The organism is Thiothrix fructosivorans (genome assembly GCF_017349355.1).
GTDB classification, from domain to species: Bacteria; Pseudomonadota; Gammaproteobacteria; order Thiotrichales; family Thiotrichaceae; genus Thiothrix; species Thiothrix fructosivorans.
This window is the reverse complement of record NZ_JAFMPM010000008.1, coordinates 1361252-1387608: the sequence shown is the minus strand read 5'-3', so window position 1 is coordinate 1387608 and position 26357 is coordinate 1361252. Positions and strand designations below refer to the sequence as shown.

Here is a 26357-nt window from a genome sequence, read left to right as displayed (position 1 = left end):
AGCTCTAAAGGGTGAGGCTGAATAATCATGTGCTATGCCAAACCTGAGAAGCCATATTAAGGTGCTCCCCATTGTCTATAGACGTTCAGATAATTCCTTTCCCAAACAGCGTAAGGCCTGAGCAAGGGATTTTCTAAACATTCACAGGTTTAAGATCATACCCAGCCTCCCGGCGCAATCACCAAACAGGATCACCGCCCTGATGGGACAACCATGCCCGCCGTTGCTGTTCATAGGTTTCCTCACCCGTCCGGTCGGTGATGAACCCCGCATCAGCGTAGCGACGGTGACAAAGCAGGCCATCAGTGCCAGCGTGTTTGGCATTGGCACGGTGGAAGCGCGTTACAACTACCGCATCGGTCCCACGGCTGCGGGGCGCGTCCAGCAAGTGTTGGTCGATGTCGGTGACAGCGTGCAAGCGGGGCAAACCTTGGCAATCATGGATGCGGTTGACCTCGATTCCCGCATTCAAGCCGCTGGTTTAGCCGCCGAACGCGCCACTGCCAGCATCGCCAGTGCCAACGCGCAAACCAAGGAAGCGAACGCCCGTTTCACCCTTGCCCAGCACGAAGCCCAGCGGCAGCAAAGCCTTGCCGCCAAAGCCCTCGTCAGCCCAAGCAGCAGCGATGCCCGCCAGCAAGATTTAGCTGTTACCCAAGCCGCAGTGGAAGCCAGCCATGCCGCCGCCGCTGTCGCCAAAAAGGAACAGCAACGCCTGCAAGCCGAACAGCAAGCCTTGCGCCAACAACAAGCCAACCTCACCCTGACCGCGCCCGTGGCAGGCATGATCACCAGCCGCGATGCCGAACCGGGCACAACGCTGGTTGCGGGTCAGGCAGTTCTCACCCTCGCTGACCCGCAAAGCTACTGGGTCAAAGCCCGCATCGACCAAAGCCTTGCCTTGGGTTTACAAGCGGGTCAAACGGCAAGTATCACCCTGCGTTCTGCCCCGCAACAAGCCTTACCCGGCAAGCTGGTACGCATTGAACCGTTAAGCGATAGCGTCACCGAAGAACGCATCGTTGGCATCGCGTTCACCCCTGTTCCCGCCGCGTTATCCTCTGGCGAACTGGCGGAAGTCACCCTGCAAACCGGACAAAAAGCCGCCGCGCTGGTGATTCCCAACGCCGCCATTCAGCAACAGGCGGGGCAATCCGGCGTATGGAAACTCAACCCTGACAACAGCCTGCAATTCACCCCCGTACAAACCGGCATCCATTCGCTCGACGGTCAGGTAGAAATCCTCAGCGGCTTGCAGGCGGATGACACGATCGTGGTCTACACCAGCAAAGCCCTCCGTGCCGACAGCAAAATCAAGGTAGTAGCGCAATTATGATCAGCCTTGCCGCCCGTGACATTGCGCATTCGTGGTCAAAATACGTCCTCACCGGCATTGGCTTGGGTTTGCTGATTGGGGTCACGCTGTCGATGGCGGGGATTTTTCGTGGCATGGTGGATGACGCGCAGGTGTTATTGCGCAACAGTCAGGCGGATGTGTGGGTGGTGCAAAAAGACACCCAAGGGCCGTATGCCGAATCGTCCAGCCTGCCCGACGATGTGTACCGCAGCATTCTGGGAATGCCAGGGGTGCAACAAGCCGCCAATGTCACCTATTTCACCATGCAGGTGCAGCATCAGGGCAAGGATACCCGCGTCATGGTAGTCGGTTTCGAGTCGGGGCAACCGGGTGCGCCGCCGTCGCTGATTGCCGGACGGCACGTTACCCGTTCGCACTACGAAGCCGTGGCGGATGTGAAAGCCGGTTTCAAACTGGGCGAAAAAATCCGCATTCGCCGCAACGAATACACCATTGTCGGCTTGAGCCAGCGCACCGTGTCATCCGGCGGCGACCCGATGGTATTTATCCCACTGGCGGATGCGCAAGCGGCACAATTCCAAAAAAACAACGACGCGATTGTGAGCGGGCGTGAACGTACCGCTGCCAACCCCGCTTTCAACCGCCCGAATGTGCCGGGTTTGCTGGAAGCGGTGCAGATGAGCCAAACCACCAGCCACAACGTCAATGCTGTGCTGGTGCAAGTGCGAGCGAGGTGGGATGCGGCGCAATTGGCGGCAGACATCCAACGCTGGAAACACTTGCAAGCCTACACCTACGCCGACATGGAAGAGATTTCGGTGAAAAAACTGATTGCCACGTCCGCCAAGCAAATCGGCTTGTTTCTCGTCATTCTTACCATTGTCAGCACCGCGATTGTGTCGTTCATCATCTACACCATGACGCTGGGCAAAATCCGCGAAATTGCGGTGTTAAAGCTGATCGGCACGCGCAACAGTACGATTTCGTGGATGATTTTGCAGGAATCCCTCGGCTTGGGGCTGGTGGGTTTCATTATCGGCAAAACGGTGGCGACCTTGTGGGCACCTGTTTTCCCCAAATACGTCTTGCTATTACCGCTGGATGCTGTGCTAGGGCTGCTGGTGATCGTGGTGGTGTGTACGCTGGCGAGTGTCATGGCGATTCGCGCCGCGTTAAAAGTTGATCCCGCTGAAGCCATAGGAGGCTGAACATGGCAGATAACACCACTCCGGCGATTGAACTGCGCGGCTTATGCAAACGCTACGGCAGCGGCGACACGGCGGTGGACGCGCTCAAGGGCGTGGATATGCGCATTGCCCCCGGCGAAGTCGTCGGGCTGGTTGGCCCCAGCGGTTCGGGCAAAAGCACCTTGCTGAAATGTCTGGGTGCGGTCATTGACCCGACCGCAGGGCAGATGTTTTTGGGTGGGGAAGCCATTTTCGATGAGGTGTGGAAGGTGAAAGACTTGCGCACCTTACGCCGCGACCGGATTGGTTTTGTGTTCCAAGCCCCATACCTGATCCCGTTTCTGGACGTGACCGACAATGTGGCACTGTTGCCGATGCTGGCAGGGAAATCCAACAAAGAAGCCCGCCGTCGTGCGTTAGAATTACTCGAAGCCCTCGACGTAGCCCATCGCGCCAAATCCAATCCGGCACTGCTTTCCGGTGGTGAACAACAGCGCGTGTCGATTGCACGGGCATTGGCAAATAATCCGCCAGTGATTCTTGCCGACGAACCCACTGCGCCGCTGGATGGCGAACGGGCATTGGCGGTGGTAAAAATCCTCAACGACATGGCGCAACAGCACCAAACGGCGATTATTGTGGTCACGCATGATGAGAAGATCATTCCGACCTTTAAGCGGCTGTATCATATTCGCGATGGCAAAACGTATGAGGAAGCAGTTTCTTGATTATGATCATGCTAAAATGACGGTGTTTCCAGGCAAAAAACAGGTGACATCATGCTAACTAATGAACAAAAACTGCGCTATTTCCAAATGCACCGCAACAGCAATTACCGTGCCAGCTTGCGTTTGGAAGGGTTTAAAGTCGTACCTGACAAGGAAATCAACTTTGATACACTGACTCGCCAGCAAATTCTGCAACGAATCGAACGCATTACTGCTCGCTATGCAGGATAAGTACGGTGTTGCACATGATCCGGCTTGCTACCCAAACAGCACGGTTTTAATCAATAAGCTCAATATCCGTGACGCAGAAGAACTTGCCGAGATCGAAAAAGCCTTGACCGAATCCAGAGCGGCGTTGTTTGAACCCGATTTTTCAGTCTTTGATTTATCAGCCTTGTGTGGCATCCACCATTACTTATTTCAAGACATTTACCCGTGGGCGGGAACGTTGCGAACGGTTGACATCAGTAAATCAAGCCAACATTGCCGGTTATTTGGGTGATTTGCAGCCTTTAGAAATACTGTTTCAACGCATAATCAGCCATATTTAGCCGCACTTATTCAAGATTGCCATGCCCCTTGCTGCTTCGCCACTTCTCGCAAGCCCTGCACCGCCTGTTCCAACACCATGCTCTCGGCTTTTTGCGGGTAAACCATGTACGCCGGATGGTCGTATTCCGGCGCACCCAATACCGGAAACAATTGCCCCGTCGTCAAAAACGGCTGTGCCAATCGCACCGGCAAAAAACAGCAACCACCATTCGCCAGCACCAGTTGGATTGCCAGCCAGCCAATATTTGCCACCAACGCTGGGGTTTCCATTTGCGGGAAACTTTGGCGGTGTTGCGCATGAAAACTTGCGCCCCAATCGACATGGACATAACCCGACCCCGGTTCGTGAACATCGGGGCGGCTGCTGACCAGAATCAGGCGTTCGTCAAACAAATGTTCAACGATTAACCCCGGCTGATGGCTGGGTGTGTACATCAAACCCATGTCGAGCGTGCCTTCAATCAAGCGGCGCATCAGGTCATCTTCAAAGCCGATTTCCGTGCGCATCGCCACATCGGGATTGGTGAGGCGCATCCACCCGACCCATTGCGGCAAAAAACCTTCCCACAACGCAATGCGCCCACCGACACGCAGTGTGGCGCGGTAACGGCTGGATGAACCCACGTCGTGAATCGCCTGTTCTGCGGTGAATACCAGCCGTTTGGCGTATTCCAGAAAACGCCGCCCTGCGGGTGTCAGGCTCGCGCCGGAGCGATTGCGCACGAACAGCCGCGCATTCAAGGTTTCCTCCAGCCGTTGAATCCGCGCACTCACGGTGGATTGCGTGAGGTGTAGCTGGCTGGCAGCGGCAATAAAACTACCGTGGGCAGCAATCGCGAGGAAAGTACGGGCTTGTTCGGTATCCATGTTCCAATCTTTATATCGACGATTCCGATATTAGACAGCAAAAAATATCGTTATGTAAGGGTTAAGGCTTATCGCTATGCTTTAAAACCTTAATGCTTTAGTGGGAAAAGTAGGTACAAGCTTTGACGCAATCCATTTCAAACGATAACACGCTGCGCTGGCTGGAAGGCTTGCCGCCCGGCTATTTTGCGGTAGCAATGGCGAGCGGCATTTTGAGCATTGCCTTCGATATGATCGGGCAGAATGTGCTGGCTGAGAGTTTATTCGCCGCCGCATTGCTGGCGTGGGTGGTGATGCTGGGCTTGAGTGCGTGGCGTTTATGGCGTTTCCCGCAAGCGGTGAAAATCGACCTGTTGAATATCCGGCGGGTATTTGCGTTTTTTACCTTGGTGGTATCGACCAATGTGGTGGGGATTTTGCTGCATCAACACAGCTATCCGCAATTGGCGTTGGTGTGTTGGGCGTTTGCCTTTGTGGTGTGGTCGTTGTTGTTGTACCTGAGTTTTAGCGTGCTGACATTTTTGACGCATCCGCATACCGTGAATGTGGTGCATGGTGACTGGTTGACCTCGATTATTGCCACGCAATCGCTGGTATTGCTAGGGGTGATGGTTGCGCCGGATTTGGGCATTTACACCGATTACATGCTGGTAGAAGTGCATTTGCTGTGGCTGCTGGGGCTGGTATTGTACGGAATTTTTGTCACCTTATTTTGCTACCGGATTTTCTTCCAGCGATTTCAGCCGGAAGACACTTCGCCCTTGTTGTGGGTCATTATGGGCGCAGCGGCGGCAGGCGTGAATGCCGGAACGGTGTTATTGCAAACCTCAACGACCCTGAGTTTTTTACAAGCCTTGCACCCATTTATTGACGGTGTGGCAATGCTGTTGTGGTCATGGGCAACTTGGTGGATTCCGATGCTGGTGATTTTTGGGGTATGGAAACACGGGGTGAAGCGTTACCCGTTACGCTACGAGCCTGCGATGTGGAGCATGGTGTTTCCGCTGGGGATGTATGCGGTTGCCAGTTTCCGGCTGGGTTTGGCGGCGGAGTTTCCACCGTTGCAGTGGATTTCACTGCTGATCGTGTGGATGGGGTTTGCTGTGTGGTGTTTGGTATTGCTGGGGTTAGTTTTATTCATGTTTTTTAGTCACAAGGAAAGCTCACAATGAGAGATGTTTTTAAGCGTATTGGTGGTAAAGCCGCAGTGGATGCAGCGGTTGATCGTTTTTACGAATACATGCTGACAGATGATCGCGTCAAACACTTTTTCGCGAATATCAATATGGAAAAGCAACGCCAACACCAGAAGGATTTCATTTCCTTTGCGTTGGGCGCGGACGGCGGTTATGCGGGTAAGGATATGCGTTCCGCTCACCAGCACATGGTCGATCACATGGGGCTTTCTGATGTGCATTTCGATGCCACCGTGGAAAATCTGGTCAAAGCCTTGCGCGATTTGAATGTGCCGGAAGACATTATCACGGAAGCGGGGGCAATCGTGGAAAGCACCCGTACTGACGTATTGTGTCGATAAATTAAAACGGGGGCGGGTGGTGCAAGGCCATCCGCACCCACGCGTTACTCCGCCTCTAGCTGCAAATAAGTTTGATGCACATTGCGCCCATGCAAGTCTTTAGAAAGCTTCAGGAAGCTAAACTTATCATCCGCTGACAAGCGTTTAACCGCATCGCCCAAATCCTCCATCTCCTCTAGCGACTTGCCGATTTCCATTACCAGCCAATCGAGGTAATCGCCAGTATTTTTCTGCGCGGTAGCCAAATTGCTGGGTGTACCATGCCCTGCAATGACATGTTCGGGTTTGAGTTCCACCATTTTCTTGAAGGTCGTTTGCCAGTTTTTGATCTTGGTAATCTCCGGCAATACGCCCAGCATCCGCTCGTTGAACACCATGTCACCCGTGAACACCAACTTTTCCTTAGGCAACCACAGCACCGCATCGCCGGGGAAATGCGCATCGCCGAGGTAGCGTAGTGACATTTCCACGCCACCAATCGTTAGGTCTTTTTCGTCGCTATCGAAGGTTTCACTGGCGTATTCCACCTTCAAATCTTCGGGCTTGCCGCCAATCGCGCTGGCAAGGCGCATCCGGTTCATCGGTTCTTGTTCGTGCTGGCTGGCTACGGTTTTGGCTAAGGCACTGACCGGGATTTTTTGCGCGAGGAAATGGCTATTACCCATCCAGTGATGATCTTGTACACCGATGTTCATAACCTGCTTGATGGGTTTATCAGTGACTTTTTTGACAGCGGCTTCGAGCATTTTCGCGCTGCCTGCGGTTGCGCCACTGCCGACCAACACTACCCCGTCAGTGGTGATAATAAAGCCGATGGTGTTGTTCAAACCTTGGTTGTCGGCACTGCGTTGGTCGAGTTCGCCGATGATGGCGTACACGTTGTCGGTGACTTTTTGAGTGGTGGGTTCAAAAGCATGAGCGAACGGTGCGGCTAATAGCAGCAAGCCGATGAGTCCTGATGAGAATTTTTTGAACATGGTGTAATCCTAACGGTTTCGATTAATTTATTTGCAATTGTGGTGCAAGAGGCGTTATACCGCGAAATTGCTAGAAGAAAAATTATACCATCACATTTTGTCGAATAATTTCTGCCATACCTTCGGGTTGTAGCGGTAGATTTGCCAGAATTGCCTCCACAAATTCGCCCTTATCCGCTAGCAACGTAGTATTAAACCGCTTTTCAAACGCAATGGTAGAAGACGGTTTGCCCGAAATCCCCGCCCCACACACACTACCCGCTTGCGCACCGGGAAAAATTTCAACGTGATCCGGCAAGGTCAGCAGCTTGTTGAACAGCGAATCGTGCAGCAAACCGCCCATACGCTCTTCTTCACCGCGCAAATCCGGTCGCCCCGCACTGCCCACAAACAGCGTATGCCCACTCAACAAAAACCACGGTTCAGCACTGCGACGCACATCCGATACCAGCAGGCAAATGCTATCCGCCGTATGCCCCGGTGTATGCAGCACTTGTGCCGTGACATTGCCGATGGTCAACACTTGCCCATCCTTAAGCGCGGTAAACGCAAATTGCGGTGTAGAACTTTCGTGCAAGCAATATTCACCGCCGCAACGTTGCGCCAACTCACGCCCGCCGGATACGTGGTCGGCGTGGATGTGCGTGTCGATCACGTAATCAATTTTCACCGCCTGTTGCGCGGCTTGCTGCAAAAACCACTCCACGTCTTCGGCATGAACATCGACGGCAATGGCATGACCTTTGCCGCCACAGCCTAACAAATAAGCGAGCGAGGAAGGGTTCGAGGGTGCGGCACGTTGCAAGAAAAACATGGGTAATCCTCCTAAACAGTTTGAACAGGTAATCCAGCGGCTTTCCATTCGGGCAGACCATCGACAAGGCGCACGGCGTTAATGCCATGCCCACGCAAGGCTTGCACCATTTGGTAGGAATACACGCAATACGGCCCACGGCAATACGCAACGATGGTTTTGCTGTCATCGAGTTCGTGCAAGCGTTCGGCGACTTCTTCCGGCAGCAGGTGAATCGCGCCGGGGATATGTCCGGCGGCATATTCGGCTTGTGGGCGTACATCCAGCACGGTGACTTCATCGCGTTGAATGCGGGTCAGCAATTCTTCCGCGCTAATGGCTTCCATCGCTTGTTTGTCGGTCAGGTAGATGTGGGCAAGCCGTTCCACTTCTGCCAGATGCAATTCCGCCGTGCGTCGCAAGCTGGCAATCAGTTGCACCACGTCACCTCCTGCAAGGCGGTAGCAACGGCGTTTGCCGTCGGGGCGTACATTCACCAACGCGGCTTGTTTGAGGGTTTGCAAATGCCGCGAGGTATTGGCTACCGTGAGGTTAGCAAGCTGGCTGAGTTCCTCCACGCTGCGCTCGGTTTGCGCGAGGTAGTCGAGGATTTCCAAGCGTTGCGGGGAGGCAAGTGCTTGCGCAATCAGGGCAAATTGGGCGTTAACGTGCTGTTTGAAACCGGGGGATGACATCAGGGATTTCTCATTCAATTGATAACTTGAATGATTGCATGGCAATGCGTATCCTGCAAGTGTTTCTACCACAGGTTTTTTCCATGCCTCAGCTTCAGCACGGTATCCACGCCAATCTCGCGCAAATCTTGCACCAGCTCCTGCAAGTGTTTCTGGTCGGTTTGACCATCGGCATGACCCGCACCGTTGTCCCCGGTTTGGCGGAAACCGAATTCGGGTTGGGCGGGCAACAGTTCTTTTTGCTAACGACCTTCGTGGTGGTTTTCGGCGCAGTCAAATCCGTGATGAACCTGTTTGCAGGGCGGTTTTCCGACCGTTTCGGGCGCAAGCGCGTGTTGGTGGCGGGATGGATTGCTGCGTTGCCGATTCCGTTGCTGCTGCTTTACGCGCCGAATTGGGGTTGGGTCGTCGCCGCCACCGCTTTGCTTGGCATTAACCAAGGCTTGTGCTGGTCGATGACGTTGAACAGTAAACTCGACATGACCAATCTGAACCAGAAAGGGCTGGTCAATGGTATGAACGAGTTTTCCGGCTACGCTGCCGTTGCCTTGGCGGGTGTTGTTACTGCATGGTTGGTGGAGGTGTATGGCGCACGGCTGGGCTTGTTTCTATTTGGCACAACAGTGATTGTGCTGGGCTTGCTATTGGCGGTTCTGGTGATCAAAGAAACCCGTCCGTGGGCTTTGGCGCATATTCAGGGAATAAAACCCGCGCCCGCACCATCATTAGGGCAAGCCTTTTGGTACGCGAGTTGGCAAAACCGCAATCTGTTGGCTTTGAATCAGGCTGGATTGGTGGAAAAATTTACTGATGCACTGGTCTGGATCATTCTACCCGTGTGGTTCGTATCGCAGAACCTGACGCTAGTGCAGGGCAGTTCCATCATCGGTGTTTACGCGTTGGTGTGGGGTGCAAGCCAGCTTATCACGGGTTCGGCTTCTGACCGTTTCGGGCGCAAGCCGCTGATTGTCGGTGGCATGTGGCTGTGCGGCATCGGCGTATTGCTGCTGGTACTCACCCACACCGTTTGGCTGTGGACGCTGGAAGCAGGGCTAATCGGTTTCGGCATGGCGATGCTCTACCCCACGCTAGGCGCAGCAGTCGCCGATGTCAGCCCACCCGCGCAACGCAGCACATTGCTCGGCGTATACCGTTTCTGGCGTGACTTCGGCTACGCCGTCGGTGCGCTGAGTATGGGCTTGCTGGCGCAATGGACGCAAGGCTTGGACGTAACCTTCTGGCTGGTCGGGGTAGCAATGTTGCTCTCCGGCGCGTGGGTTGCGCTGACATTTAATAAGGAGTAACCGTGCAAACACAACGCGAGTTTCTGCAACTACGTTCCCACCTCGAACAAGTGATCGTAGGGCAATCCGCCTTACTCGACCGCCTAATGATTGCACTGCTCACGGGCGGGCATATCCTGCTGGAAAGTCTGCCCGGTCTGGCGAAAACCACCGCTGTCACCACGTTGGCAAGCGGAGTCCACGCCAGTTTCCAACGCATCCAGTTCACGCCGGATTTGATGCCGGGGGATTTGACCGGCACGGATATTTTTGAGCCGCAACACGGCACGTTCCGCTTTATCGCGGGACCGTTATTCCACGAAATCGTACTGGCGGATGAGATCAACCGCGCTCCGCCCAAAGTGCAATCCGCGCTGCTCGAAGCCATGCAGGAACACCAGATTACCGTCGGCGGCGTGACCCGCCCCTTGCCCGAACTGTTCATCGTGATGGCAACACAAAACCCGCTGGAACAAAGCGGCACGTACCCCTTGCCCGAAGCGCAACTCGACCGCTTTTTGCTGCATGTCGTGCTGCAATACCCAACATCTGACGACGAATTGCTGATCCTGCAACGCGACCGGGCACGGCATTACGGTGCGGATAAACCCGTGCTGCATTCGCCCTTGCACCCGCAACAGGTATTGCAGGCACGGCGGGAAGTTGCCGAAGTGCACGTTGCGCCGGAACTGGAGAGATACATTGTTGCGCTGGTCGGGGCTACCCGCAATTTGGGGCAGTTTGATGCAGCGTGGGCAGATTATTTGCAGGTCGGGGCATCGCCGCGTGCGTCGATTGCGTTGTTGCGAGCCAGCAGTGCCTTGGCGTATTTGCGTGGGCGTGAGTATGTTGTGCCGGATGACATCATCGACATTGCGCCGGATGTATTGCGTCATAGGTTGGTGTTGGGGTATGCGGCACGGGCTGCGGGTGTGGATGCGAATGCGGTGGTGCGGAAGGTGTTGGCGGGCGTGGCGATTCCGTGAGGGTTTCGCGTAGTGGTATAGTCAAATAACAAGGAGTAAGTGCATGAGTGAATACCAATATTATGATTTTCGAGCGATTGACCAGTCGTTAACCGTCGCACAAAAGGCAAGCGTTGCCAGTTTGTCTAGCCGTGCGCAGGTGAGTTCACAACGTGCCGAATTCGTTTACCACTACGGTGATTTTCGGGGCAATGTGACCCAGCTCATGCGTGAAACCTTTGACATGATGTTGTATGTCACCAATTGGGGAGCGCAGCGGTTAATGTTCCGGCTGCCCAAGGCATTGTTTAACGTGTCGGAGGTTCGCGATTATTTTATTTCCGACGAAATAGACCATCACCAACACGGTGAATACGTCATCATCGACCTGCATTTTAGCGAAGAAGAACCTGATGGCGACTGGATGGAAGGTGAGGGATTATTAGACGAAATGCTGTCGTTGCGGGATGAACTCTTGCAGGGGGATTTCCGCGTGTTGTATTTGGCATGGCTAAAAGCAGCAGAAAAAGAGGCAGATGATGAAACGCTTGAACCCGTCGTTCCGGCTGGATTGGCTGAACTTTCTCACGCCCAGCAACGCTTTGCGGCATTGTTTGGAGTGGATGAAATCATGATCAACGTTGCTGCTGACAATAGCCTGCCGCTCCAGCAGACTGCGTTTCAGCCAGAAGCATGGGTAACGCAACTCCCCGATGCAGAAAAAAACGATTTTCTGGTGCGATTGTGTCGTCATGAACCCAACCTCGCTATGCACCTAAACAAGCGGTTGCAAACCCTGTTTCAGACTCCAACACAAACGGGAACAACCCAACCTCAATCGCCTCTCCGCCGCTTTGTTGATATGCAAACCACTTATGGTGCGTGTAAGGAGGCGGCTGATCGCGAAACCCAGCGTCAAGCCGCTATCAAAGCCGAAGCAAAACGCCAAGCCGATGCACAAAAACGTCAGCAATACCTTGATGAACTGAAGCAGCGGGAAAATCGTGTATGGCACGAGATTGACAATCTGATTAGTGAAGGCAATGCCACAAGTTATGAACAAGCGGCTCGCCATTTGAGTGACTTGCGCGAACTGGCGGAACGCGAGCAGACATTGCCAGTATTTCAACCTAAGTTGATTGCGCTGGTAAATCAGTATAGTCGCCGTCCAGCGTTTATGAGCCGCTTGCGGGGCAAGGGTTTGGTCTAACCCCAAAAGTAGCCAATAACAGACTTTCTCTCTTTAATCGCCGAAGGAGGATGCAATGTCGGACATCAGCGACATCACTAGCAAACGCCGCCGTCATGCCACCATGGGCAATAACCAACTGCTCACCGAAACCGAACTGCAAGCATTGTATCAACGTGCCCGCAGTGCCACCGCTGATGCATCCCTGCAAAACCTGCTGGAACAACGCCAAGCCGGTGACGTAGCCTCGCGCTATCGCGGTGCAGGGCTGGATTACGCCGAAAGCCGCCCCTACCAACCCGGCGACGAACCGCGCTTCATCCACTGGAGCGTTACCGCCCGCACTGGCAAACCACACGTCAAGCAATTCCGCGAAGAACGCCGCCCAGCGGTTTTCATCGTGCTGGATCGACGCAATGCCATGCGCTTCGGCACGAAAGTACGCCTCAAAGCCGCGCAAGCCGCCCGCGTTGCCGCCCTCGTCGCGTTCGCAGCCACCCAACAAAGCTGGGCAGTCTCCGGCGTAATCTTGGAAACGCAACCCCACTGGTTTCCCGCCTCAACCGATACCCACGCCGTATGGGAGTTCGTGCGTCAATGCGCAGCAACTTGCCCACCGTTACTGACTACGCATGAACCTACCTTGGCAAGTATTTTGCCGCTCATCAATGCGTCTGTGGTACGCGGCACACACGTCTATCTACTCAGCGATTTCACCGATCTGGACGCAGAGTGTGAGGCACATATCCTGCAACTTCTCCATCATCACCCGCTGTTCACAGTGCAAGTGCTGGACACTGCCGAATGCGAATTACCCGCTGCCGGACGCGTGAACCTGCAAGGACTGGATGGCGTTACCCACCGTGTCAATCTGGCTGACCCTACCTTACGCGAACAGTTTAGCCAGCAAGCAGCGGCATTGCATAATGAGCAAGCGCAACGTCTACGCGGCTGGGGTTGCCATTACACCCAACTGCTGACGGACGTGGATGCACCCGAATTGGCAGTGCCATTACCCCACGGGATGGGGACGTAAACCATCGGCGGGATGCGTTATACTGCGCTACGCCCGCTTGCTTTTATCAACTGACTGGAATGCCTGATGCGCCGTTTTGACCTCCAACATTTTTCTCACATCAGCACGATTGCCACCGCTCTTGTTGCCGTGCTGGCATTAGTGATTGCTGTCTGGCAAATCAAAGCGGCGGAAAACATCCAACGCGAAGCCTCTGCCCGCGAAGCCTTCAAGGAATACCTCAAACTCGCCATCGACAAGCCCGATTTCGCCAATGCCCAACCCAGCGATAACAAGAGTGCGAAGTCCGGCTATGAATGGTTTGTGACCTATTTTCTCTACAGCGCGGAACAGATTTACACGGCTTACCCCGATGACCCGCAGTGGCACAAAGGGTTGGCAACAGAAGTCTGTTACCACGAGCTTTACTTGTCGGGCGAGGAATACCAAACAGCGGTGAAACTCCAGCACGATCCTGATTTTGCGGTGTTTGTGGATGCAGCGTTGAAAACCTGCGCAACCCCATAGGATTCCCCCATGCGCATTCTGCTTGCCGAAGACCATACCGAACTCCGCGAAGCCATCGCCCGACGGCTTCGCGCCCTCGGCAACAGTGTGGACGAAGTATCCAGCCTCCGCGAAATTCGCACCTACCTGAACGGCGCACACTACGACGTAGGCGTGTTTGACCGCATGTTGCCCGACGGCGATTCCCTCACCCTGTTGCAGGCATTACGCAATGCTGCCAACCGCACCCCGATCCTGCTGCTGACCGCCCGCGACCGCATCGAAGACCGGGTGGAAGGCTTACAAGTCGGCGCTGACGATTATCTGGTGAAACCATTCGCAATGGATGAGTTGCTGGCACGCATCAACGTCTTGGCACGACGGGGCGAACCGTTACGCGACACCATCCTGCGGGTGGCTGATCTGGAAGTGGATAGCGGGCGGCATGAAGTGCGCCGTGCCGGAGTGCTGATCCCCTTGCGCCCCAAAGAATACGCCGTGCTGGAATTACTGGCAGTACGTAACCGCCGCGCCGTGTCACGCAACGACATCCTCGAATATTGCTGGGATACGCTGGAAAGCCCCGCCTCCAACGTCGAAGAAACCATCATTGCCTCGCTGCGGCGCAAGCTGGGCGAACCTGCCCTGATCAAAACCGTGCGCGGTCACGGCTACAAGCTGGACGATGCCCATGAAAGTTGACCCCAGCCAGCGGGCGCGGCTGTTGCGGCTGGGCATCCCGCTGCTGTTGGCGTGGGGTGTGGCATGGCTGCTGGGCATTGCCATCCTTGCCAAAGTCGCCATCGACTTGCGGGCGGAATTGCGCGAAACCGACCTCGATACCGAACTTGCCCTCTACGCCACCACCGTGTATGGCCTGACGTGGTTTGACGAAGCGGGTGTATTCCACGATGAAATTTTACGACTGGAAAAGGAATTGCTGGATGCGCCGTATGACATCTGGGTAGTCGAACCGGGCAACCCGCCCACCCGCCATTTCAGCCCGGCGCACCCGCGTTTCAACCTCACCGATTTCACCCAATTGCAAACCACCGTGATGGGGCAAGGGCAAGATGTTTATCTTGATGGGCAGGATACCGACGGCAAGCCGTACCGCCTGCACGCCATCCCCACCTTTATGGATCAGGGCGACACCAGCACCCCCAAAGCCATGATCATTACCGTTGCCGACCCGACACCGGGGCAAGCGGCGTATCAGGCATTCGTGCAGCGGATTGTTGGGGCAAGTGCATTGCTGGGCATTCTCGGTCTGCTGGTCGGGGTCGGGCTGACAGCGTGGAGTTTGCGCCCGGTGCTGGCTTCGTTACGCCAGCGCGAACGTTTCCTGTCCGCTACCGCCCACGAATTGCGTACTCCGGTTGCCGCCTTGCGCAGCATTTGCGAATCCGCCCAGCGTGGTGACGAAGCCCCGCAACTCGCCCTGACACGCATGGATGGCCTGTTACGCAGCGCCACCCACACGCTCGAAGACCTGCTGCTGTTTGCGCGGCTGGATGCTGGGGCAAGTCTGGAACGCCAACCCGTGCGGCTGGATTTGCTGGTCGAAGCCCTGCTGCCCGACGACGATTCGGTAACGCTGGATGCGACTGCTACGGTGGTCAACCTCGATCCCCGACTGGCAACGGTGGCGGTGCGCAATCTGCTGGAAAATGCCCGCAAGCATGGAGCAGCCGCGCAGTCGCACATCCATGTTACGGTGGCGGGTGCGCAAGTTACGGTTGAAGATCAGGGCAAGGGCTTTTCTGCCGAATTGCTGGCGCGACGGGAAACCGATTTCGCGCTGTCGCCGACGCAAGGTGGCACGGGTTTGGGGCTGGCGATTGTGAATATGGTGGCGCGGCTGCATGGCGGCGCGTTGCGGCTGGAAAATCGGGTGGAGGGTGGGGCGCGGGTGACGGTGAATTTTGCGTGATATTTCAGCTTTGTGTTGCGACGGGTGGTGGATAAGGCGGTGTTGCCGCTATAGAATGGAAATAGCACCTTTCCACTAGGAATACATGACATGCAAATCACAATGGACATCCCCGAATACTTCGGGCTAGATAAAACCAAGCCGGAAATTGCCAGTATTCTCAAGCTGTATGCCGCCCTTGCACTATTCCAAGCCGGAAAATTGTCCGCTGGCGCTGCAACCGAACTGGCAGGCGTTGACCGCTACACCTTCATGGCAGAGTGCAAAAAACACGACATTCCGACCATCAACTACACGCCCGAAGACTTGGAAGCCGAGCTGGCTGATTTTCGGTTAACCTGCTGATGCTGGTTATTGCCGATACCTCACCACTGGTTGCCATAACTTGTTGTTAGCCAAAGAAAATCAGCTCATTCCTACTATCAAATCTTATCTACAAATTATTCAGCAAACCGATGCCCATCACAATCCATTGAAAAAACCTATAAGCACCTGCAAATATTGCTACAATCTTTGGCAATCCTACATTTACGACGAGGCTTAAAATGGATCTGACGACATTAACCAATTTTGCGTGGAGTGCTATTGCTGGCGGCGTGATTGGCAATGCAGCTTACGATGGCATCAAAGCACTGACGGGTGCAGGTTTTACGCGGCTCTCTGGCTATACAGCCAACAACCAGCAAATTGAATTCGAGATTGCGTTACAGGCAATGTTGGAAACCAACCAAGCCTTACGTGACAGTCTCACGCAATTGGCGATGGGTGGAACGGGCGATATTAGCACCATTACCACGGGCAATATCTCGACCACGGGCGGTTCTGTGATCGTTGGTAATCGCAACAGTATAGGCTGAGACATGGCAGTATCCGGCATCCAGACGGGTAGCATCATCACGGATGGTGGTCATGTCATTGTTGGCAACGATAACCAAATTATCCAAAACTTCTACCATTCCGCATCTTATCAAGCGATGGAAAGCCAGCGGCAGAAGCTGTTAGGGCACATACAAAAATACCCCGATGACGCTGACTTCCGGCAAGAGTTAGCACGATTGCTGCAACAGATGGAAGACTTCAAGCGTGATGTACTGAAGTTGGCAGAGGATTTCCAGCGTATCCCTCTCAACACCGAGCGTCTGAAGTTAGCCAAGCAACATTTTGATGCGGGCGAATACGTGCAAGCGCGTGCGGTGCTGGATGCGGAAAGTATCACCCAAGAGCAAGATGCTCTGCTTGACAAGCAGCAGCGGCTACAGGGAGAACTGACAACGACCAACGCCCAGCTTGAGGATAAAGCCAACGAATGGCTATTGAAAGCCCAGTTGACGGCGATTGACTACAGCTTGGGCGACCAACGCATTGCCCAAACCAGCGGCTATTTTGAAAAAGCACTCAAATCTGGTAGAACCTCCGAACGTTTGTTTACCTATGCCAAGTTTTTGCAGGATAGCAACCAATACCGCGAAGCCGAAACCCTCTATACCGAGGCACTCAGCGGCTGCCGCCAACTCGCCAAGGACAACTCGGCGGTGCACCAGCCCTACGTGGCGCTGACTCTGAACAACCTTGGTCTCTTAGTGGCGGCAGACAGCCAGCGGTGCAAAGAAGCTGAAACCCTCTACACCGAGGCTCTCAGCAGCTACCGCCAACTCGCTAAGGATAACCCTGCGGTGTACCAGCTCTATGTGGCGGGGACTCTGAACAACCTTGGCAACTTGGTGGCGGCTGCCAGCCAGCGCCGCAAGGAAGCCGAAACACTCTACACCGAGGCACTTACTCTCCACCGCCAACTCGCCAAGGATAACCCAGCGGTGTACCAGCCCAACGTGGCGATGACACTGAGCAATCTTGGCAAATTGGTGGCAGCTGACAGCCAGCGGCACAAGGAGGCTGAAACACTCTGCACCAAGGCTCTCACTATCTGCCGCCAACTCGCCAAGGACAACCCAGCAGTTTACCAACCTTACGTGGCGCTGACGCTGAGCAATCTTGGCAACTTGGTGGCGGCAGACAGCCAGCGGCGCAAGGAAGCCGAAGCCCTCTACACCGAGGCACTCACCCTCCGTCGCCAACTCGCCAAGAACAACCCAGCAGTGTACCAGCCTTACGTGGCGACGACGCTGAATAACCTTGGTCTCTTGGTGGCGGCAGACAGCCAGCGGCGCAAGGAAGCCGAAGCCCTCTACACCGAGGCACTCACTCTCCATCGCCAACTCGCCAAGAACAACCCAGCAGTGTATCAGTCCGACGTGGCGACGACGCTGAACAACCTTGGCACATTAGTGGCGGCAGACAGCCAGCGGCGCAAGGAAGCTGAAGCTCTCTACACCGAGGCACTCACTCTCCACCGCCAACTCGCCAAGAACAACCCAGCAGTGTACCAGCCCGAAGTGGCGACGACGCTGAACAACCTTGGCACATTAGTGGCGGCTGACAGCCAGCGGCGCAAGGAAGCCGAAGCTCTCTACACCGAGGCACTCTCCCTCCGTCGCCAACTCGCCAAGAACAATCTAGCAGTGTATCAGCCCGCCGTGGCGGGGATACTGAACAACCTTGGCATCTTGATGGCTGCTGACAGTCAGCGGTGCAAGGAAGCCGAAACACTCTATATCGAGGCGCTCTCCAGCTACCGCCAACTCGCCAAGGATAACCCAGCAGTGTACCAGCCCGCCGTGGCGGGGACGCTGAACAACCTTGGTCTTTTGGTGGCTGCTAACAGTCAGCGGCGCGAGGAAGCCGAAGCCATCTACACCGAGGCGCTCAGCAGCTACCGCCAACTAGCTAAGGACAACCCGGCGGTGTACCAGCCCAACGTGGCGCTGACGCTCATGGCTTTTGGTTGGTCATATTTGAATTGGGATCAACCCTATCAATCCCTGCTACTGCTACAAGAATCCGCCCAACTGTTTGCACCACTTGCCCAGCAAGCCCCCGGTGTATTCGGGAAAAAGTACGACTACACGCTGCAATTGATCGAGCAAGCCAAAGCCGCCAAACGCTAACCCACACATTCATCGCCCGCTTCTGCGGGCTACCAATCAATACAAAAACCCAAACAACCACAACGGAATCTTCCCCTCCCCCCCAATTTCCAACCCATCCGCCACCACCCACGCAGCCGTTTCATCCTTAATCTGCTTCTTCGTTTTGGCTTTGCCGCCAACCTCAAACACATACTGCCCATCCACCAGAAAATCCCCACTTTTGGGATAATTCAACGTGTGGTGGTAAGACAGCATCGAAGCAAAAAACGTCTCGCGCAGTGTCCCCGCTTTGGGCTGGTTGCAAAACACAGCAAACAGGTTGGTGTTATCCAGATACAACTTTTCCGGCTTGGAAATAATGCTGACCCCGCTGGATTTCGCCCCCAACAAGCGCAACAACCCCGCCGCCTGTAACAAACCAAGGTATTTGTAGAGGGTTTTCTGGTTCAGCTCCACTGCGCCGCACAGCTTGGACACATTGATGTCGTAAGGCTCGCTTTGGCACAACATCACCATCAGCTTTTTCAGCGCGTTCACTTTGTCGTAGTCAATCGGGTAAAGCGCGGGAATATCCGTCTCGATCACCTGCATCGACGCATTCAGCAAGCGCGGCAAATAGGTTGAACCCGCCTCGCGGTAAAACGGGTAAGCACCGTGTTCCAGATACGCGGGCAAATACGCTAAGGGTTTGATCCGGCTGACGGTTTCCAGCGCCAGTTGCGGATGGTGTTGGAGCAGGGCATCCAGCGTCACCGCCTCAAAGGTTTCACCCGTTTCCAATTCCAGAAATTCGCGGAATGACAATACCGGCAAGTGGTACAGCATCGCCCGACGGCTCAAGTCCGCCTTGGCATTGTCAATGGCAGTTGCCGATGAACCCGTGAAAATGACCTTGAGATTGAAATAGCTGTCGAAAATCAGCTTCAGGTCACGCTCGAAATGTTGGCATTTGTGGATTTCGTCGATGATGAGCAATTCACCACCGATTTTCTGGAATTCGTCAGCAATGGTAAACAGCCCGTGTTGTCCGACCAAAGGGTGGTCAGCAATCACATACAGCACCTTGGTTTCCCGCGCCACGGATTTGAGGTATTGCAACAGCAAGGTGGTTTTCCCCGCCCCGCGTGCGCCCATGATACCGATCAAGCGTTGCGAAAAGTCGATTTGCCGGAACAGGAAACGCTGGTAATCCGGCAACTTTTGCGTCCTGATTTGATTGGAAAGGTGCTGTAATGGCTCAATCATCTTACTGTGATACCTACTTTCGTGCGATTTTTTAGTATTATAATGCTAAAAATTGCCAATGTCTTGTTGTGGTGTATTAACCCACTGTCAGCAAAATATCAGCTTTCCCCCGTAATCTGTCCCCATCGACAACCAACCGATGGAGACAACACCATGAAAACCGCAATCCGCCAAACCCTGCTTGCCACCCTGATCTGCTCACTGAGCGTTTTGGGAACGATGACCAGCACCGCCACCTACGCCGCCAGCCAAAGCTACATGCCAGAAGAAAACGCCACCCACGAAGGCACTTGGTTGCAATGGCCGCACCAATACACCTACGGCGCAACCTACCGCAACCGCCTCGACACGACATGGGTAGCCATGACCAAGGCACTGGTGCAAAGCGAAAACGTCCACATCATCGCCTACAACGCCACCGAGAAAACCCGCATCCAGAACCTGCTGCTGAACGCAGGCGTACCCCTTGCCAGCGTCAGCTTCCTGATCAGCCCGACCGATGACGTGTGGGTACGCGACAATGGCCCGGTCTTCGTGCGCAATCAGAGCGGACAATTGCAGATTACCGACTGGGGTTTCAACGGCTGGGGGCTGGATACGCCTTACAGCAAAGATAACCTCATCCCCACTGCCGTCGGCAAAAGCCTTGCCATGCCCACCGTCAACCTCAACAACGTGGTGCTGGAAGGCGGCGCGATCGAAGTCGATGGCAAGGGCACATTACTCGCCACCAAAAGCTCGGTGTTGCAAAACAAGCGCAACCCCAACCTGACCCAAGCGCAAGTGGAACAAGCCCTGTCCAACAACCTCGGCATCAGCAAATTTATCTGGCTGGATGGCGCACCCGGCGGCAAGGAAGACATCACCGACACCCACATCGACGGTTTCGCCCGCTTCGGCGACGAACGCACCCTCGTCACCATGAGTGCCACCGACCTCAACTACTGGAGCATTTCCAGTAAGGACATCAACACCCTGTACACCGCGAAAAATGCCAACGGCACACCCTACAATATCGTGAAATTGCCGCTGACCGCCAAAAACGTGGTGACAACTTACGGCAAAAACCTCGGTTACAAAGGCTCTTACGTCAATTATTATGTCGGCAACAACGTGGTGCTAATGCCTGCCTATCAGGATGCGAACGACACCGTAGCGCGGAACATCTTGCAGTCGCTCTACCCGACCCGCACGGTGGTAGGGATCGACGTGCGCAACCTGTACGCCAACGGTGGCATGGTACATTGCGTGACCCAACAACAACCAACCGCTTACTAATCAATAACGTGGAGATTTGCTGCATGAACCGCCGCCATTTTCTCAGCACCAGCCTGCTGCTATCCGCAGGCAGCATTTTCGGCACGCCAAGCATGGGCTGGGCAGCGTCCGGCAACGGCTGGCGAATGCCCGACGAAAGCGAACCCCACGCCCGCACCTGGATGGCTTTCGGTGCATCGACCGCCATCTGGGGCAAGAAACTGCTGCCGGAAGTGCGCCGCAACCTTGTCACCATCGCCACCACCATTGCCCGCTACGAACCCGTTTCCATGCTGGTACACGAGGAAGATTACGCCATCGCTGCAAAGCTATTGGGTACGTCCAACGTCAAATTGGTGGTCGCATCGCTGGATGATTTGTGGATGCGTGATACAGGCGCGGTCTTCGTCACCAACACCAAGGGCGAAAAATCAGCTGTGAATTTCAACTTTAACGGCTGGGGCGAAAAGCAGGATTTTGATGAAGATGCCAAAGTCGCCCCACTGGTTGCCAAAACCGCAGGCGTGCAATTGCTGGAAACCGATCTGGTGCTGGAAGGCGGCGGCATCGAAGTTGACGGACACGGCACAGCTATCATCACCGAAAGCTGTGTGCTAAACGCCAACCGCAACCCCGGTGTCAGCAAAGCCGCGTGCGAAGCCGAACTCAAACGCCTGCTGGGTTTGCAGAAAATCATCTGGCTACCGGGCATCAAGGGCAAAGACATCACCGATGGACACACCGACTTTTACGCCCGCTTCGCCCGCCCCGGTGTGGTGGTGGCGGGCTACGACCCCGACCCGCAATCGTTCGACCATGCCGTGACCAAGCGCCATTTGGACATCCTCAAAACCGCGACGGATGCGCAAGGCAACAAGCTGGAAGTCGCGGTAATGCCAGCTCCTTCCAACGTGCGTGAGCAATACGCCAATAACGATTTCGCCGCAGGATACATCAATTTCTACGTGTGCAACGGCGCAGTGATTGCCCCCGAATTCGGCGATGCCAAAGCGGACAAAGCCGCCCACGATACCCTGCAAAAGCTGTTCCCTGACCGGGACATTGTGCAAATCAACATCGACGGGGTAGCGGCGGGCGGCGGTGGGATTCATTGCACTACGCAGCAAGAACCGAGGTGACAAGCCCGATGAGCCGAAGAAAATTCTTACACCTAATCGCTGGTCTGTTAGCAAGCAGCACCATTGCACCCCTGTCTGCCGCCCCCGCCAAACGCATTATCGTCGTCGGCGCAGGCATCGCCGGTCTAACTGCCGCACAAACCCTGCGCCAGCAAGGGCATTCCGTAACCGTTGTGGAAGCGCGTGACCGACTGGGCGGGCGTTTGTGGACGAGCAAACGCTGGCAACACATGCCCGTAGACCTCGGCGCAACGTGGATTCACGGCGCAAAAGACAACCCCTTATCCGCTTTGGCTGACCGCATCGGCGCAAAACGTTTAATCACTCGTTACGCAAACACCACCACCTACAACACCGCTGGCAAACCCCTGAACAACAGCGAAAACCGCCAGTTGGAACAATGGCAAGCGCGTATCGACAAAGCGTTGGAAGCCGCGCAAGCCGCCGACACCGATCAATCCGTTCAAGCCGCTGTCGAAACAGCACTGGGCTGGAATAGCCTGAAGGCAAGCGAACGCCAACTCGTGCAATTCATCCTCAACAGTACCTTGGAACAGGAATACGCAGGCGGCATCCATGAGCTTTCCGCCTACTGGCATGATGCAGCCGCCGCATTCAAGGGCGATGATGCGTTGTTCCCTGATGGCTACCAAGTCATCGTCGATCATCTGGCGAAGGGGCTGAATGTGCAGTTGCAACACGTCGTGAAAACAGTCACATGGTCAGAACAACAGGTGACGGTGCAAACCAACCGGGGTGCGTTTCAAGCCGATCACGCCGTTATCACCTTACCGCTGGGCGTGTTGAAAAGTGGGCAAGTCGCCTTTTCGCCGCCATTGCCTGCCCGCAAACAACAAGCCATTGCGACACTGGGGATGGGTACGTTAAACAAGTGCTACCTGCAATTCCCCAACGCTTTTTGGCCGGATGATCAGGACTGGCTGGAATACATTCCCACCGAAGCAGGCGCATGGACAGAATGGGTTAGCCTGACGCGGGTAGCAGGTTGGCCGGTGCTGTTAGGCTTCAATGCGGCAAAGCGCGGCAAGCGCATCGAGCAGTGGACGGACAAACAAATCGTCGCTGATGCCATGCAAACATTGCGCAAACTGTTCGGAAATAACATCCCTGAACCGCTGGATTACCAGATTACCCGCTGGAATGCTGACCCGTATGCGCGGGGCGCGTATTCCTTCAATAGCGTGGGTTCAACGCCTGCCATGCGTGACCATTTGGCAGAACGGCTGGGCAATACGGTGTTTTTTGCCGGAGAAGCTACCGAGCGCAAGCATTTCAGCAGCGTCCACGGCGCGTACTTATCCGGCTTGAGGGCAGCCCAGCAAATACTTGAACAGGTTCGGGGGTAAGCCAGCCGCATGAATTCGCCCGTCCTGCACGATCTGGAACTTCCGCCTGCACCCTTGCCGGGTTATGTGTGGTGGCTGCTGGCGTTGGTTATGCTGTTGTTGCTGATTGCTGGATTAGCGTGGTGGCGCAAACGACAACACCCCGTGGCGCGTGCTTTGCGTCAGCTTGAACGCCTGCCCGATTCACCGCCTAATCCAACCGCATTGGCAAGCATTTTGCGCGAAGCAGGGCTTACTTCCCTTGCTGCTCTCGACCACGCCCGCTTCGCTCCAACACCCTGCCCCCCCGACACCTTCGCCACCCTCAAACGCGAAGCCCGCACTTTGTTGGAACAAGCCCGATGAACATCGACTGGCTTACCCCGTATCTGGCAATCCTCCCACTACTGGCGGCAGTCCCTCTTCTCTTCCTCCCTGCCTCCCTTGCGGGGGAAGGGTCGGGGAAGGGGGTCTTTCTTCATCCTCTAGCCCATTTGCTCCCCACAACTCCCGAACCCCAATGGCAACGCCACCTCCATCGCACCCTCTTCACATGGCTTTGGCTCTGCCTAACCGTCGCCATCGCCCAACCCGTGCAACGCGGCGCAAAACTCCCCGACCTGCCGCCCGAACGCGACATCCTACTACTGGTTGACGTATCCATCAGCATGACTCTCACCGACTACGCCCTCGGCGGGCAAAAACGCAGCCGCATGGAAGTCCTCAAAACCCTGCTGCACGATTTCGCCAACCGCCTGCAAGGCGAACGCCTCGGCATGATCGTCTTCGCTGAAAGCCCCTACCTGCTCGTACCGCTGACCCGCGACCCAACGCTGGTACAACGCCAACTACAACGCCTCACCCCAACCTTGGCAGGGCGTGTCAGTGCCGTCGGCGATGCCATCACCCTCGCACTCAAAGAAGCGGGCAAACAACCGCAACGCAAACCCATTTTCGTGCTATTCACTGATGCCGACGAATCCATCGGGCGCGTAGACCCCGAAGCCGCCGCCGCCCTCGCCGCCGCAAGCAAGATTCCGCTGTACACTATCGCCATCGGCTCCACCGCCGCCACGATGGAAGGCGACACCGGCGGATTAGTCTACCAACCCGTCAACCTCGCCCTGTTACAAACACTCTCAGAACGCACTGGTGCAACAACCTACCAAGCCGGTGACGCGCAAGCCGTCGAACAAGCCCTTGCCGACATTACCCGCCGACACCAAAATGCCGCCGAACAAACCCCGCGTTACGAACAGCAACCGCTCTACCACTGGCTGCTACTCGCAGGTTTATTGCCGCTCATGCTGTGGCAACTCTGGCAACGGCGGGCAAACGCATGAACTTATGGCAAGCCTTACACTGGCGCGAACCCCTGTGGCTGTTACTGGCACTGTTCCCACTACTCCTTGCCGCATGGAGCTATTTCCAGCAACGCCGCCAAGCGCAAACCTACGCCGATCCGCATTTATTGCCGTGGGTACAAATAACCGCCAGCCAACACGGTTGGAGCAAGTGGCTCTCACCGCAAACCCTGTGGGCGATTACGTGGCTACTATTCGCCATCAGCCTTGCCGGGCCACGCATTCCGCAAACCCAGCCCGATGATTTACGTCCCGCCCAGTTCGACGTGTTGGTGGTGCTGGACATTTCGCGCTCGATGCAAGCCACTGACATTGCCCCCAATCGCCTGCAACGCGCCGCGCTGGAATTGCACGAATTCCTCAGCCTTGCCCAAGGAAGCCGCGTCGGGATCGTGGTATATGGCGCACGTCCGCACCTGTTCGCTCCGCTGACTAACGATGCCAACGCCGTGCGCTTTTATCTGCAACATCTGGAAACGCTGGTGCTACCGACGCACGGCACTGACCACGCCGCCGCGCTCGGCTTCGCCCAGCAAGAACTCGCGGCTCGTAAACAAACATTACCCACTGCGGTGCTATGGATTACCGATGGCAATATTCCCGCTGAGCAGCACACCGCTTTGCAAACCCGTGCGCAAGCACTAAAAGCGGCGGGTATTCCGTTGTACAGCCTTGGTGTCGGCACAGAAGATGGCGAAGCCATCCCACTCCCCGGCGGCAAATGGTTGGAACATGACGGACAAGCGGTGCGTTCGCGCCTCGACAGTACCTTGCTACAAAGCCTGACAGCACAAGCGGACGGTGCGTACAGCGCGGTGAAAGACGATGCCAGCGACTGGAAAACGCTGTACACCAACGGAATTGCGCAAGCCTTTCCTGCCACCTCCAGCGATGCGCAACAGTGGCGGGAGTTGTATGTGTGGGCGTTGTTGCTGGGAATAGTGTGCGTATGGTTGGCAGTGTGGAGGCGACATGTTGAAAACTAAGTTACTGTTCATGATGTTACTGCTGCCGATGTATTCACACGCTGATGAAGCCGACTTAACCGCTGGCATCGAAGCCTACCGTGCCGAACACTACGACACCGCCACCCAACACTTCACCGCCGCCGTGTTCGCCGCCACCAACGACACCGAACGCGCCCGCGCCCTGCACAACCTCGGCAACAGCTATTTCCAACAAGGCGATTACGCTGCCGCCGCGCAAGTCTTCCGCGATGCCCTAACCTATCGTCCAGAACACCCCGCCACCCAGCAAAACCTAGCCCTCGCCGCCGAAGTCCAAGCCGAACTCGAACGCCGCCGCGAAGCTGGGCAACGCGCCGCCGCCGACAACGCCAGCACTGGCGCACGCCGCGAACGCAACACCAATACTCTCGACTGGGATCAAGCCAGCACCCTGACGTTGGGCGAAGGCAAAGACGCACCCGTGAATGCCCCACCGCCCGATTTACCCCTGACATCGAGCAACTGA

The 26357-nt window shown here is 55.5% G+C and carries 29 protein-coding genes; 24 read left to right on the top strand and 5 right to left on the bottom strand.

What is annotated here, in order from left to right:
• Positions 1-202: 202 nt before the first annotated feature.
• Genes J1836_RS20920 through J1836_RS20900 form a run of 5 tightly spaced genes read left to right on the top strand, consistent with a single transcriptional unit; the run spans position 203 to position 3735 of the window.
• Positions 203-1336: an efflux RND transporter periplasmic adaptor subunit gene (locus J1836_RS20920; RefSeq protein WP_207253063.1), complete on the top strand. Its 1134-nt coding sequence runs from the start codon at positions 203-205 to the stop codon at positions 1334-1336.
• Positions 1333-2526, top strand: a complete 1194-nt coding sequence (locus J1836_RS20915) for an ABC transporter permease (RefSeq protein WP_207253062.1) — start codon at positions 1333-1335, stop codon at positions 2524-2526. The genes J1836_RS20920 and J1836_RS20915 overlap by 4 nt, the downstream gene beginning before the upstream one ends.
• Before the next feature lie 2 nt (positions 2527-2528).
• A complete protein-coding gene (locus J1836_RS20910) occupies positions 2529-3233 on the top strand; it encodes an ABC transporter ATP-binding protein (RefSeq protein ID WP_207253061.1) in 705 nt (234 codons plus the stop codon).
• A gap of 51 nt (positions 3234-3284) precedes the next feature.
• Positions 3285-3464, top strand: coding sequence for a YhfG family protein (locus tag J1836_RS20905; protein WP_207253060.1), 180 nt, complete (start codon positions 3285-3287; stop codon positions 3462-3464).
• A complete protein-coding gene (locus J1836_RS20900) occupies positions 3454-3735 on the top strand; it encodes a hypothetical protein (protein WP_207253059.1) in 282 nt (93 codons plus the stop codon). Before J1836_RS20905 ends, J1836_RS20900 begins: the two co-directional genes overlap by 11 nt.
• A 59-nt stretch (positions 3736-3794) precedes the next feature.
• Here the strand turns inward: J1836_RS20900 and J1836_RS20895 are convergent, their stop codons facing one another.
• On the bottom strand, positions 3795-4652 hold the full coding sequence (locus tag J1836_RS20895; RefSeq protein WP_207253058.1) for a LysR family transcriptional regulator: 858 nt from the start codon (positions 4650-4652) through the stop codon (positions 3795-3797).
• 122 nt (positions 4653-4774) lie between these two features.
• On the opposite strand from J1836_RS20895, the gene J1836_RS20890 reads away from it, so the two are divergent.
• Positions 4775-5824, top strand: coding sequence for a tellurite resistance/C4-dicarboxylate transporter family protein (locus tag J1836_RS20890; protein WP_207253057.1), 1050 nt, complete (start codon positions 4775-4777; stop codon positions 5822-5824).
• On the top strand, positions 5821-6189 hold the full coding sequence (locus tag J1836_RS20885) for a group I truncated hemoglobin (RefSeq protein WP_207253056.1): 369 nt from the start codon (positions 5821-5823) through the stop codon (positions 6187-6189). Before J1836_RS20890 ends, J1836_RS20885 begins: the two co-directional genes overlap by 4 nt.
• 44 nt (positions 6190-6233) lie before the next feature.
• Here the strand turns inward: J1836_RS20885 and J1836_RS20880 are convergent, their stop codons facing one another.
• The 3 genes from J1836_RS20880 to J1836_RS20870 form a co-directional block, all read right to left on the bottom strand.
• Positions 6234-7166, bottom strand: coding sequence for an MBL fold metallo-hydrolase (locus J1836_RS20880; RefSeq protein ID WP_207253055.1), 933 nt, complete (start codon positions 7164-7166; stop codon positions 6234-6236).
• Positions 7167-7248: 82 nt separating this feature from the next.
• Positions 7249-7980 (bottom strand): MBL fold metallo-hydrolase, encoded by a 732-nt coding sequence (locus J1836_RS20875; RefSeq protein ID WP_207253054.1) that lies wholly within the window; start codon positions 7978-7980, stop codon positions 7249-7251.
• 11 nt (positions 7981-7991) lie between these two features.
• Positions 7992-8672, bottom strand: coding sequence for an ArsR/SmtB family transcription factor (locus J1836_RS20870; protein ID WP_242632947.1), 681 nt, complete (start codon positions 8670-8672; stop codon positions 7992-7994).
• A 20-nt stretch (positions 8673-8692) separates the two neighbouring features.
• Here J1836_RS20870 and J1836_RS20865 point away from each other — a divergent pair, with 20 nt between their 5' ends.
• The 10 genes from J1836_RS20865 to J1836_RS20820 all read left to right on the top strand — a co-directional run bounded on the left by J1836_RS20865 (position 8693) and on the right by J1836_RS20820 (position 18551).
• Positions 8693-9958, top strand: coding sequence for an MFS transporter (locus J1836_RS20865; protein ID WP_242632946.1), 1266 nt, complete (start codon positions 8693-8695; stop codon positions 9956-9958).
• Between the two features lie 2 nt (positions 9959-9960).
• Positions 9961-10923, top strand: coding sequence for an AAA family ATPase (locus J1836_RS20860; RefSeq protein ID WP_242632945.1), 963 nt, complete (start codon positions 9961-9963; stop codon positions 10921-10923).
• 43 nt (positions 10924-10966) lie between these two features.
• Positions 10967-12112, top strand: coding sequence for a hypothetical protein (locus J1836_RS20855; protein ID WP_207253053.1), 1146 nt, complete (start codon positions 10967-10969; stop codon positions 12110-12112).
• 55 nt (positions 12113-12167) lie between these two features.
• Complete coding sequence (locus J1836_RS20850; protein WP_207253052.1) at positions 12168-13127, top strand: DUF58 domain-containing protein; 960 nt, start codon at positions 12168-12170, stop codon at positions 13125-13127.
• A 66-nt stretch (positions 13128-13193) separates the two neighbouring features.
• Positions 13194-13634, top strand: coding sequence for a hypothetical protein (locus J1836_RS20845; protein WP_207253051.1), 441 nt, complete (start codon positions 13194-13196; stop codon positions 13632-13634).
• 9 nt (positions 13635-13643) lie between these two features.
• Positions 13644-14315 carry a response regulator gene (locus J1836_RS20840; protein WP_207253050.1) on the top strand — a complete coding sequence of 224 codons (672 nt, stop codon included), beginning with the start codon at positions 13644-13646 and terminating at the stop codon, positions 14313-14315.
• On the top strand, positions 14305-15546 hold the full coding sequence (locus J1836_RS20835) for a sensor histidine kinase (RefSeq protein ID WP_207253049.1): 1242 nt from the start codon (positions 14305-14307) through the stop codon (positions 15544-15546). The genes J1836_RS20840 and J1836_RS20835 overlap by 11 nt, the downstream gene beginning before the upstream one ends.
• A gap of 90 nt (positions 15547-15636) precedes the next feature.
• The gene (locus J1836_RS20830) at positions 15637-15891 is read left to right on the top strand and encodes a UPF0175 family protein (RefSeq protein ID WP_207253048.1); all 255 of its coding nucleotides are present in this window, start codon (positions 15637-15639) and stop codon (positions 15889-15891) included.
• Positions 15892-16091: 200 nt separating this feature from the next.
• Positions 16092-16403, top strand: a complete 312-nt coding sequence (locus J1836_RS20825; protein ID WP_207253047.1) for a hypothetical protein — start codon at positions 16092-16094, stop codon at positions 16401-16403.
• Positions 16404-16406: 3 nt separating this feature from the next.
• Positions 16407-18551, top strand: coding sequence for a tetratricopeptide repeat protein (locus tag J1836_RS20820; RefSeq protein ID WP_207253046.1), 2145 nt, complete (start codon positions 16407-16409; stop codon positions 18549-18551).
• A gap of 36 nt (positions 18552-18587) precedes the next feature.
• Here the strand turns inward: J1836_RS20820 and J1836_RS20815 are convergent, their stop codons facing one another.
• A complete protein-coding gene (locus tag J1836_RS20815) occupies positions 18588-19778 on the bottom strand; it encodes an AAA family ATPase (protein ID WP_207253045.1) in 1191 nt (396 codons plus the stop codon).
• Positions 19779-19931: 153 nt separating this feature from the next.
• On the opposite strand from J1836_RS20815, the gene J1836_RS20810 reads away from it, so the two are divergent.
• Genes J1836_RS20810 through J1836_RS20780 form a run of 7 tightly spaced genes read left to right on the top strand, consistent with a single transcriptional unit; the run spans position 19932 to position 26357 of the window.
• Positions 19932-21056, top strand: coding sequence for an agmatine deiminase family protein (locus J1836_RS20810; protein WP_207252373.1), 1125 nt, complete (start codon positions 19932-19934; stop codon positions 21054-21056).
• A 23-nt stretch (positions 21057-21079) separates the two neighbouring features.
• Entirely contained in the window at positions 21080-22174 is a 1095-nt protein-coding gene (locus J1836_RS20805) for an agmatine deiminase family protein (RefSeq protein WP_207253044.1), read from the top strand.
• A gap of 8 nt (positions 22175-22182) precedes the next feature.
• Entirely contained in the window at positions 22183-23541 is a 1359-nt protein-coding gene (locus J1836_RS20800; RefSeq protein ID WP_207253043.1) for a flavin monoamine oxidase family protein, read from the top strand.
• A gap of 9 nt (positions 23542-23550) precedes the next feature.
• Positions 23551-23886 (top strand): DUF4381 family protein, encoded by a 336-nt coding sequence (locus J1836_RS20795; protein WP_207253042.1) that lies wholly within the window; start codon positions 23551-23553, stop codon positions 23884-23886.
• A complete protein-coding gene (locus J1836_RS20790) occupies positions 23883-24863 on the top strand; it encodes a vWA domain-containing protein (RefSeq protein WP_207253041.1) in 981 nt (326 codons plus the stop codon). The genes J1836_RS20795 and J1836_RS20790 overlap by 4 nt, the downstream gene beginning before the upstream one ends.
• Positions 24830-25870: a vWA domain-containing protein gene (locus J1836_RS20785; RefSeq protein ID WP_207253040.1), complete on the top strand. Its 1041-nt coding sequence runs from the start codon at positions 24830-24832 to the stop codon at positions 25868-25870. The genes J1836_RS20790 and J1836_RS20785 overlap by 34 nt, the downstream gene beginning before the upstream one ends.
• Positions 25857-26357, top strand: a complete 501-nt coding sequence (locus tag J1836_RS20780) for a tetratricopeptide repeat protein (RefSeq protein ID WP_207253039.1) — start codon at positions 25857-25859, stop codon at positions 26355-26357. The genes J1836_RS20785 and J1836_RS20780 overlap by 14 nt, the downstream gene beginning before the upstream one ends.

Excerpts from the sequence above, each read along its gene's own strand:
- J1836_RS20810 (WP_207252373.1), top strand. The coding sequence starts at position 19,932 with ATGAAAACCGCAATCCGCCAAACCCTGCTTGCCACCCTGATCTGCTCA.
- J1836_RS20845 (WP_207253051.1), top strand. The coding sequence starts at position 13,194 with ATGCGCCGTTTTGACCTCCAACATTTTTCTCACATCAGCACGATTGCC.
- J1836_RS20790 (WP_207253041.1), top strand. The coding sequence starts at position 23,883 with ATGAACATCGACTGGCTTACCCCGTATCTGGCAATCCTCCCACTACTG.
- J1836_RS20875 (WP_207253054.1), bottom strand. The coding sequence starts at position 7,980 with ATGTTTTTCTTGCAACGTGCCGCACCCTCGAACCCTTCCTCGCTCGCT.
- J1836_RS20885 (WP_207253056.1), top strand. The coding sequence starts at position 5,821 with ATGAGAGATGTTTTTAAGCGTATTGGTGGTAAAGCCGCAGTGGATGCA.
- J1836_RS20780 (WP_207253039.1), top strand. The coding sequence starts at position 25,857 with ATGTTGAAAACTAAGTTACTGTTCATGATGTTACTGCTGCCGATGTAT.
- J1836_RS20880 (WP_207253055.1), bottom strand. The coding sequence starts at position 7,166 with ATGTTCAAAAAATTCTCATCAGGACTCATCGGCTTGCTGCTATTAGCC.
- J1836_RS20895 (WP_207253058.1), bottom strand. The coding sequence starts at position 4,652 with ATGGATACCGAACAAGCCCGTACTTTCCTCGCGATTGCTGCCCACGGT.
- J1836_RS20805 (WP_207253044.1), top strand. The coding sequence starts at position 21,080 with ATGAACCGCCGCCATTTTCTCAGCACCAGCCTGCTGCTATCCGCAGGC.
- J1836_RS20910 (WP_207253061.1), top strand. The coding sequence starts at position 2,529 with ATGGCAGATAACACCACTCCGGCGATTGAACTGCGCGGCTTATGCAAA.
- J1836_RS20865 (WP_242632946.1), top strand. The coding sequence starts at position 8,693 with ATGGCAATGCGTATCCTGCAAGTGTTTCTACCACAGGTTTTTTCCATG.
- J1836_RS20815 (WP_207253045.1), bottom strand. The coding sequence starts at position 19,778 with ATGATTGAGCCATTACAGCACCTTTCCAATCAAATCAGGACGCAAAAG.
- J1836_RS20800 (WP_207253043.1), top strand. The coding sequence starts at position 22,183 with ATGAGCCGAAGAAAATTCTTACACCTAATCGCTGGTCTGTTAGCAAGC.
- J1836_RS20820 (WP_207253046.1), top strand. The coding sequence starts at position 16,407 with ATGGCAGTATCCGGCATCCAGACGGGTAGCATCATCACGGATGGTGGT.
- J1836_RS20900 (WP_207253059.1), top strand. The coding sequence starts at position 3,454 with ATGCAGGATAAGTACGGTGTTGCACATGATCCGGCTTGCTACCCAAAC.
- J1836_RS20905 (WP_207253060.1), top strand. The coding sequence starts at position 3,285 with ATGCTAACTAATGAACAAAAACTGCGCTATTTCCAAATGCACCGCAAC.
- J1836_RS20850 (WP_207253052.1), top strand. The coding sequence starts at position 12,168 with ATGTCGGACATCAGCGACATCACTAGCAAACGCCGCCGTCATGCCACC.
- J1836_RS20855 (WP_207253053.1), top strand. The coding sequence starts at position 10,967 with ATGAGTGAATACCAATATTATGATTTTCGAGCGATTGACCAGTCGTTA.
- J1836_RS20840 (WP_207253050.1), top strand. The coding sequence starts at position 13,644 with ATGCGCATTCTGCTTGCCGAAGACCATACCGAACTCCGCGAAGCCATC.
- J1836_RS20795 (WP_207253042.1), top strand. The coding sequence starts at position 23,551 with ATGAATTCGCCCGTCCTGCACGATCTGGAACTTCCGCCTGCACCCTTG.
- J1836_RS20830 (WP_207253048.1), top strand. The coding sequence starts at position 15,637 with ATGCAAATCACAATGGACATCCCCGAATACTTCGGGCTAGATAAAACC.
- J1836_RS20825 (WP_207253047.1), top strand. The coding sequence starts at position 16,092 with ATGGATCTGACGACATTAACCAATTTTGCGTGGAGTGCTATTGCTGGC.
- J1836_RS20915 (WP_207253062.1), top strand. The coding sequence starts at position 1,333 with ATGATCAGCCTTGCCGCCCGTGACATTGCGCATTCGTGGTCAAAATAC.
- J1836_RS20920 (WP_207253063.1), top strand. The coding sequence starts at position 203 with ATGGGACAACCATGCCCGCCGTTGCTGTTCATAGGTTTCCTCACCCGT.
- J1836_RS20835 (WP_207253049.1), top strand. The coding sequence starts at position 14,305 with ATGAAAGTTGACCCCAGCCAGCGGGCGCGGCTGTTGCGGCTGGGCATC.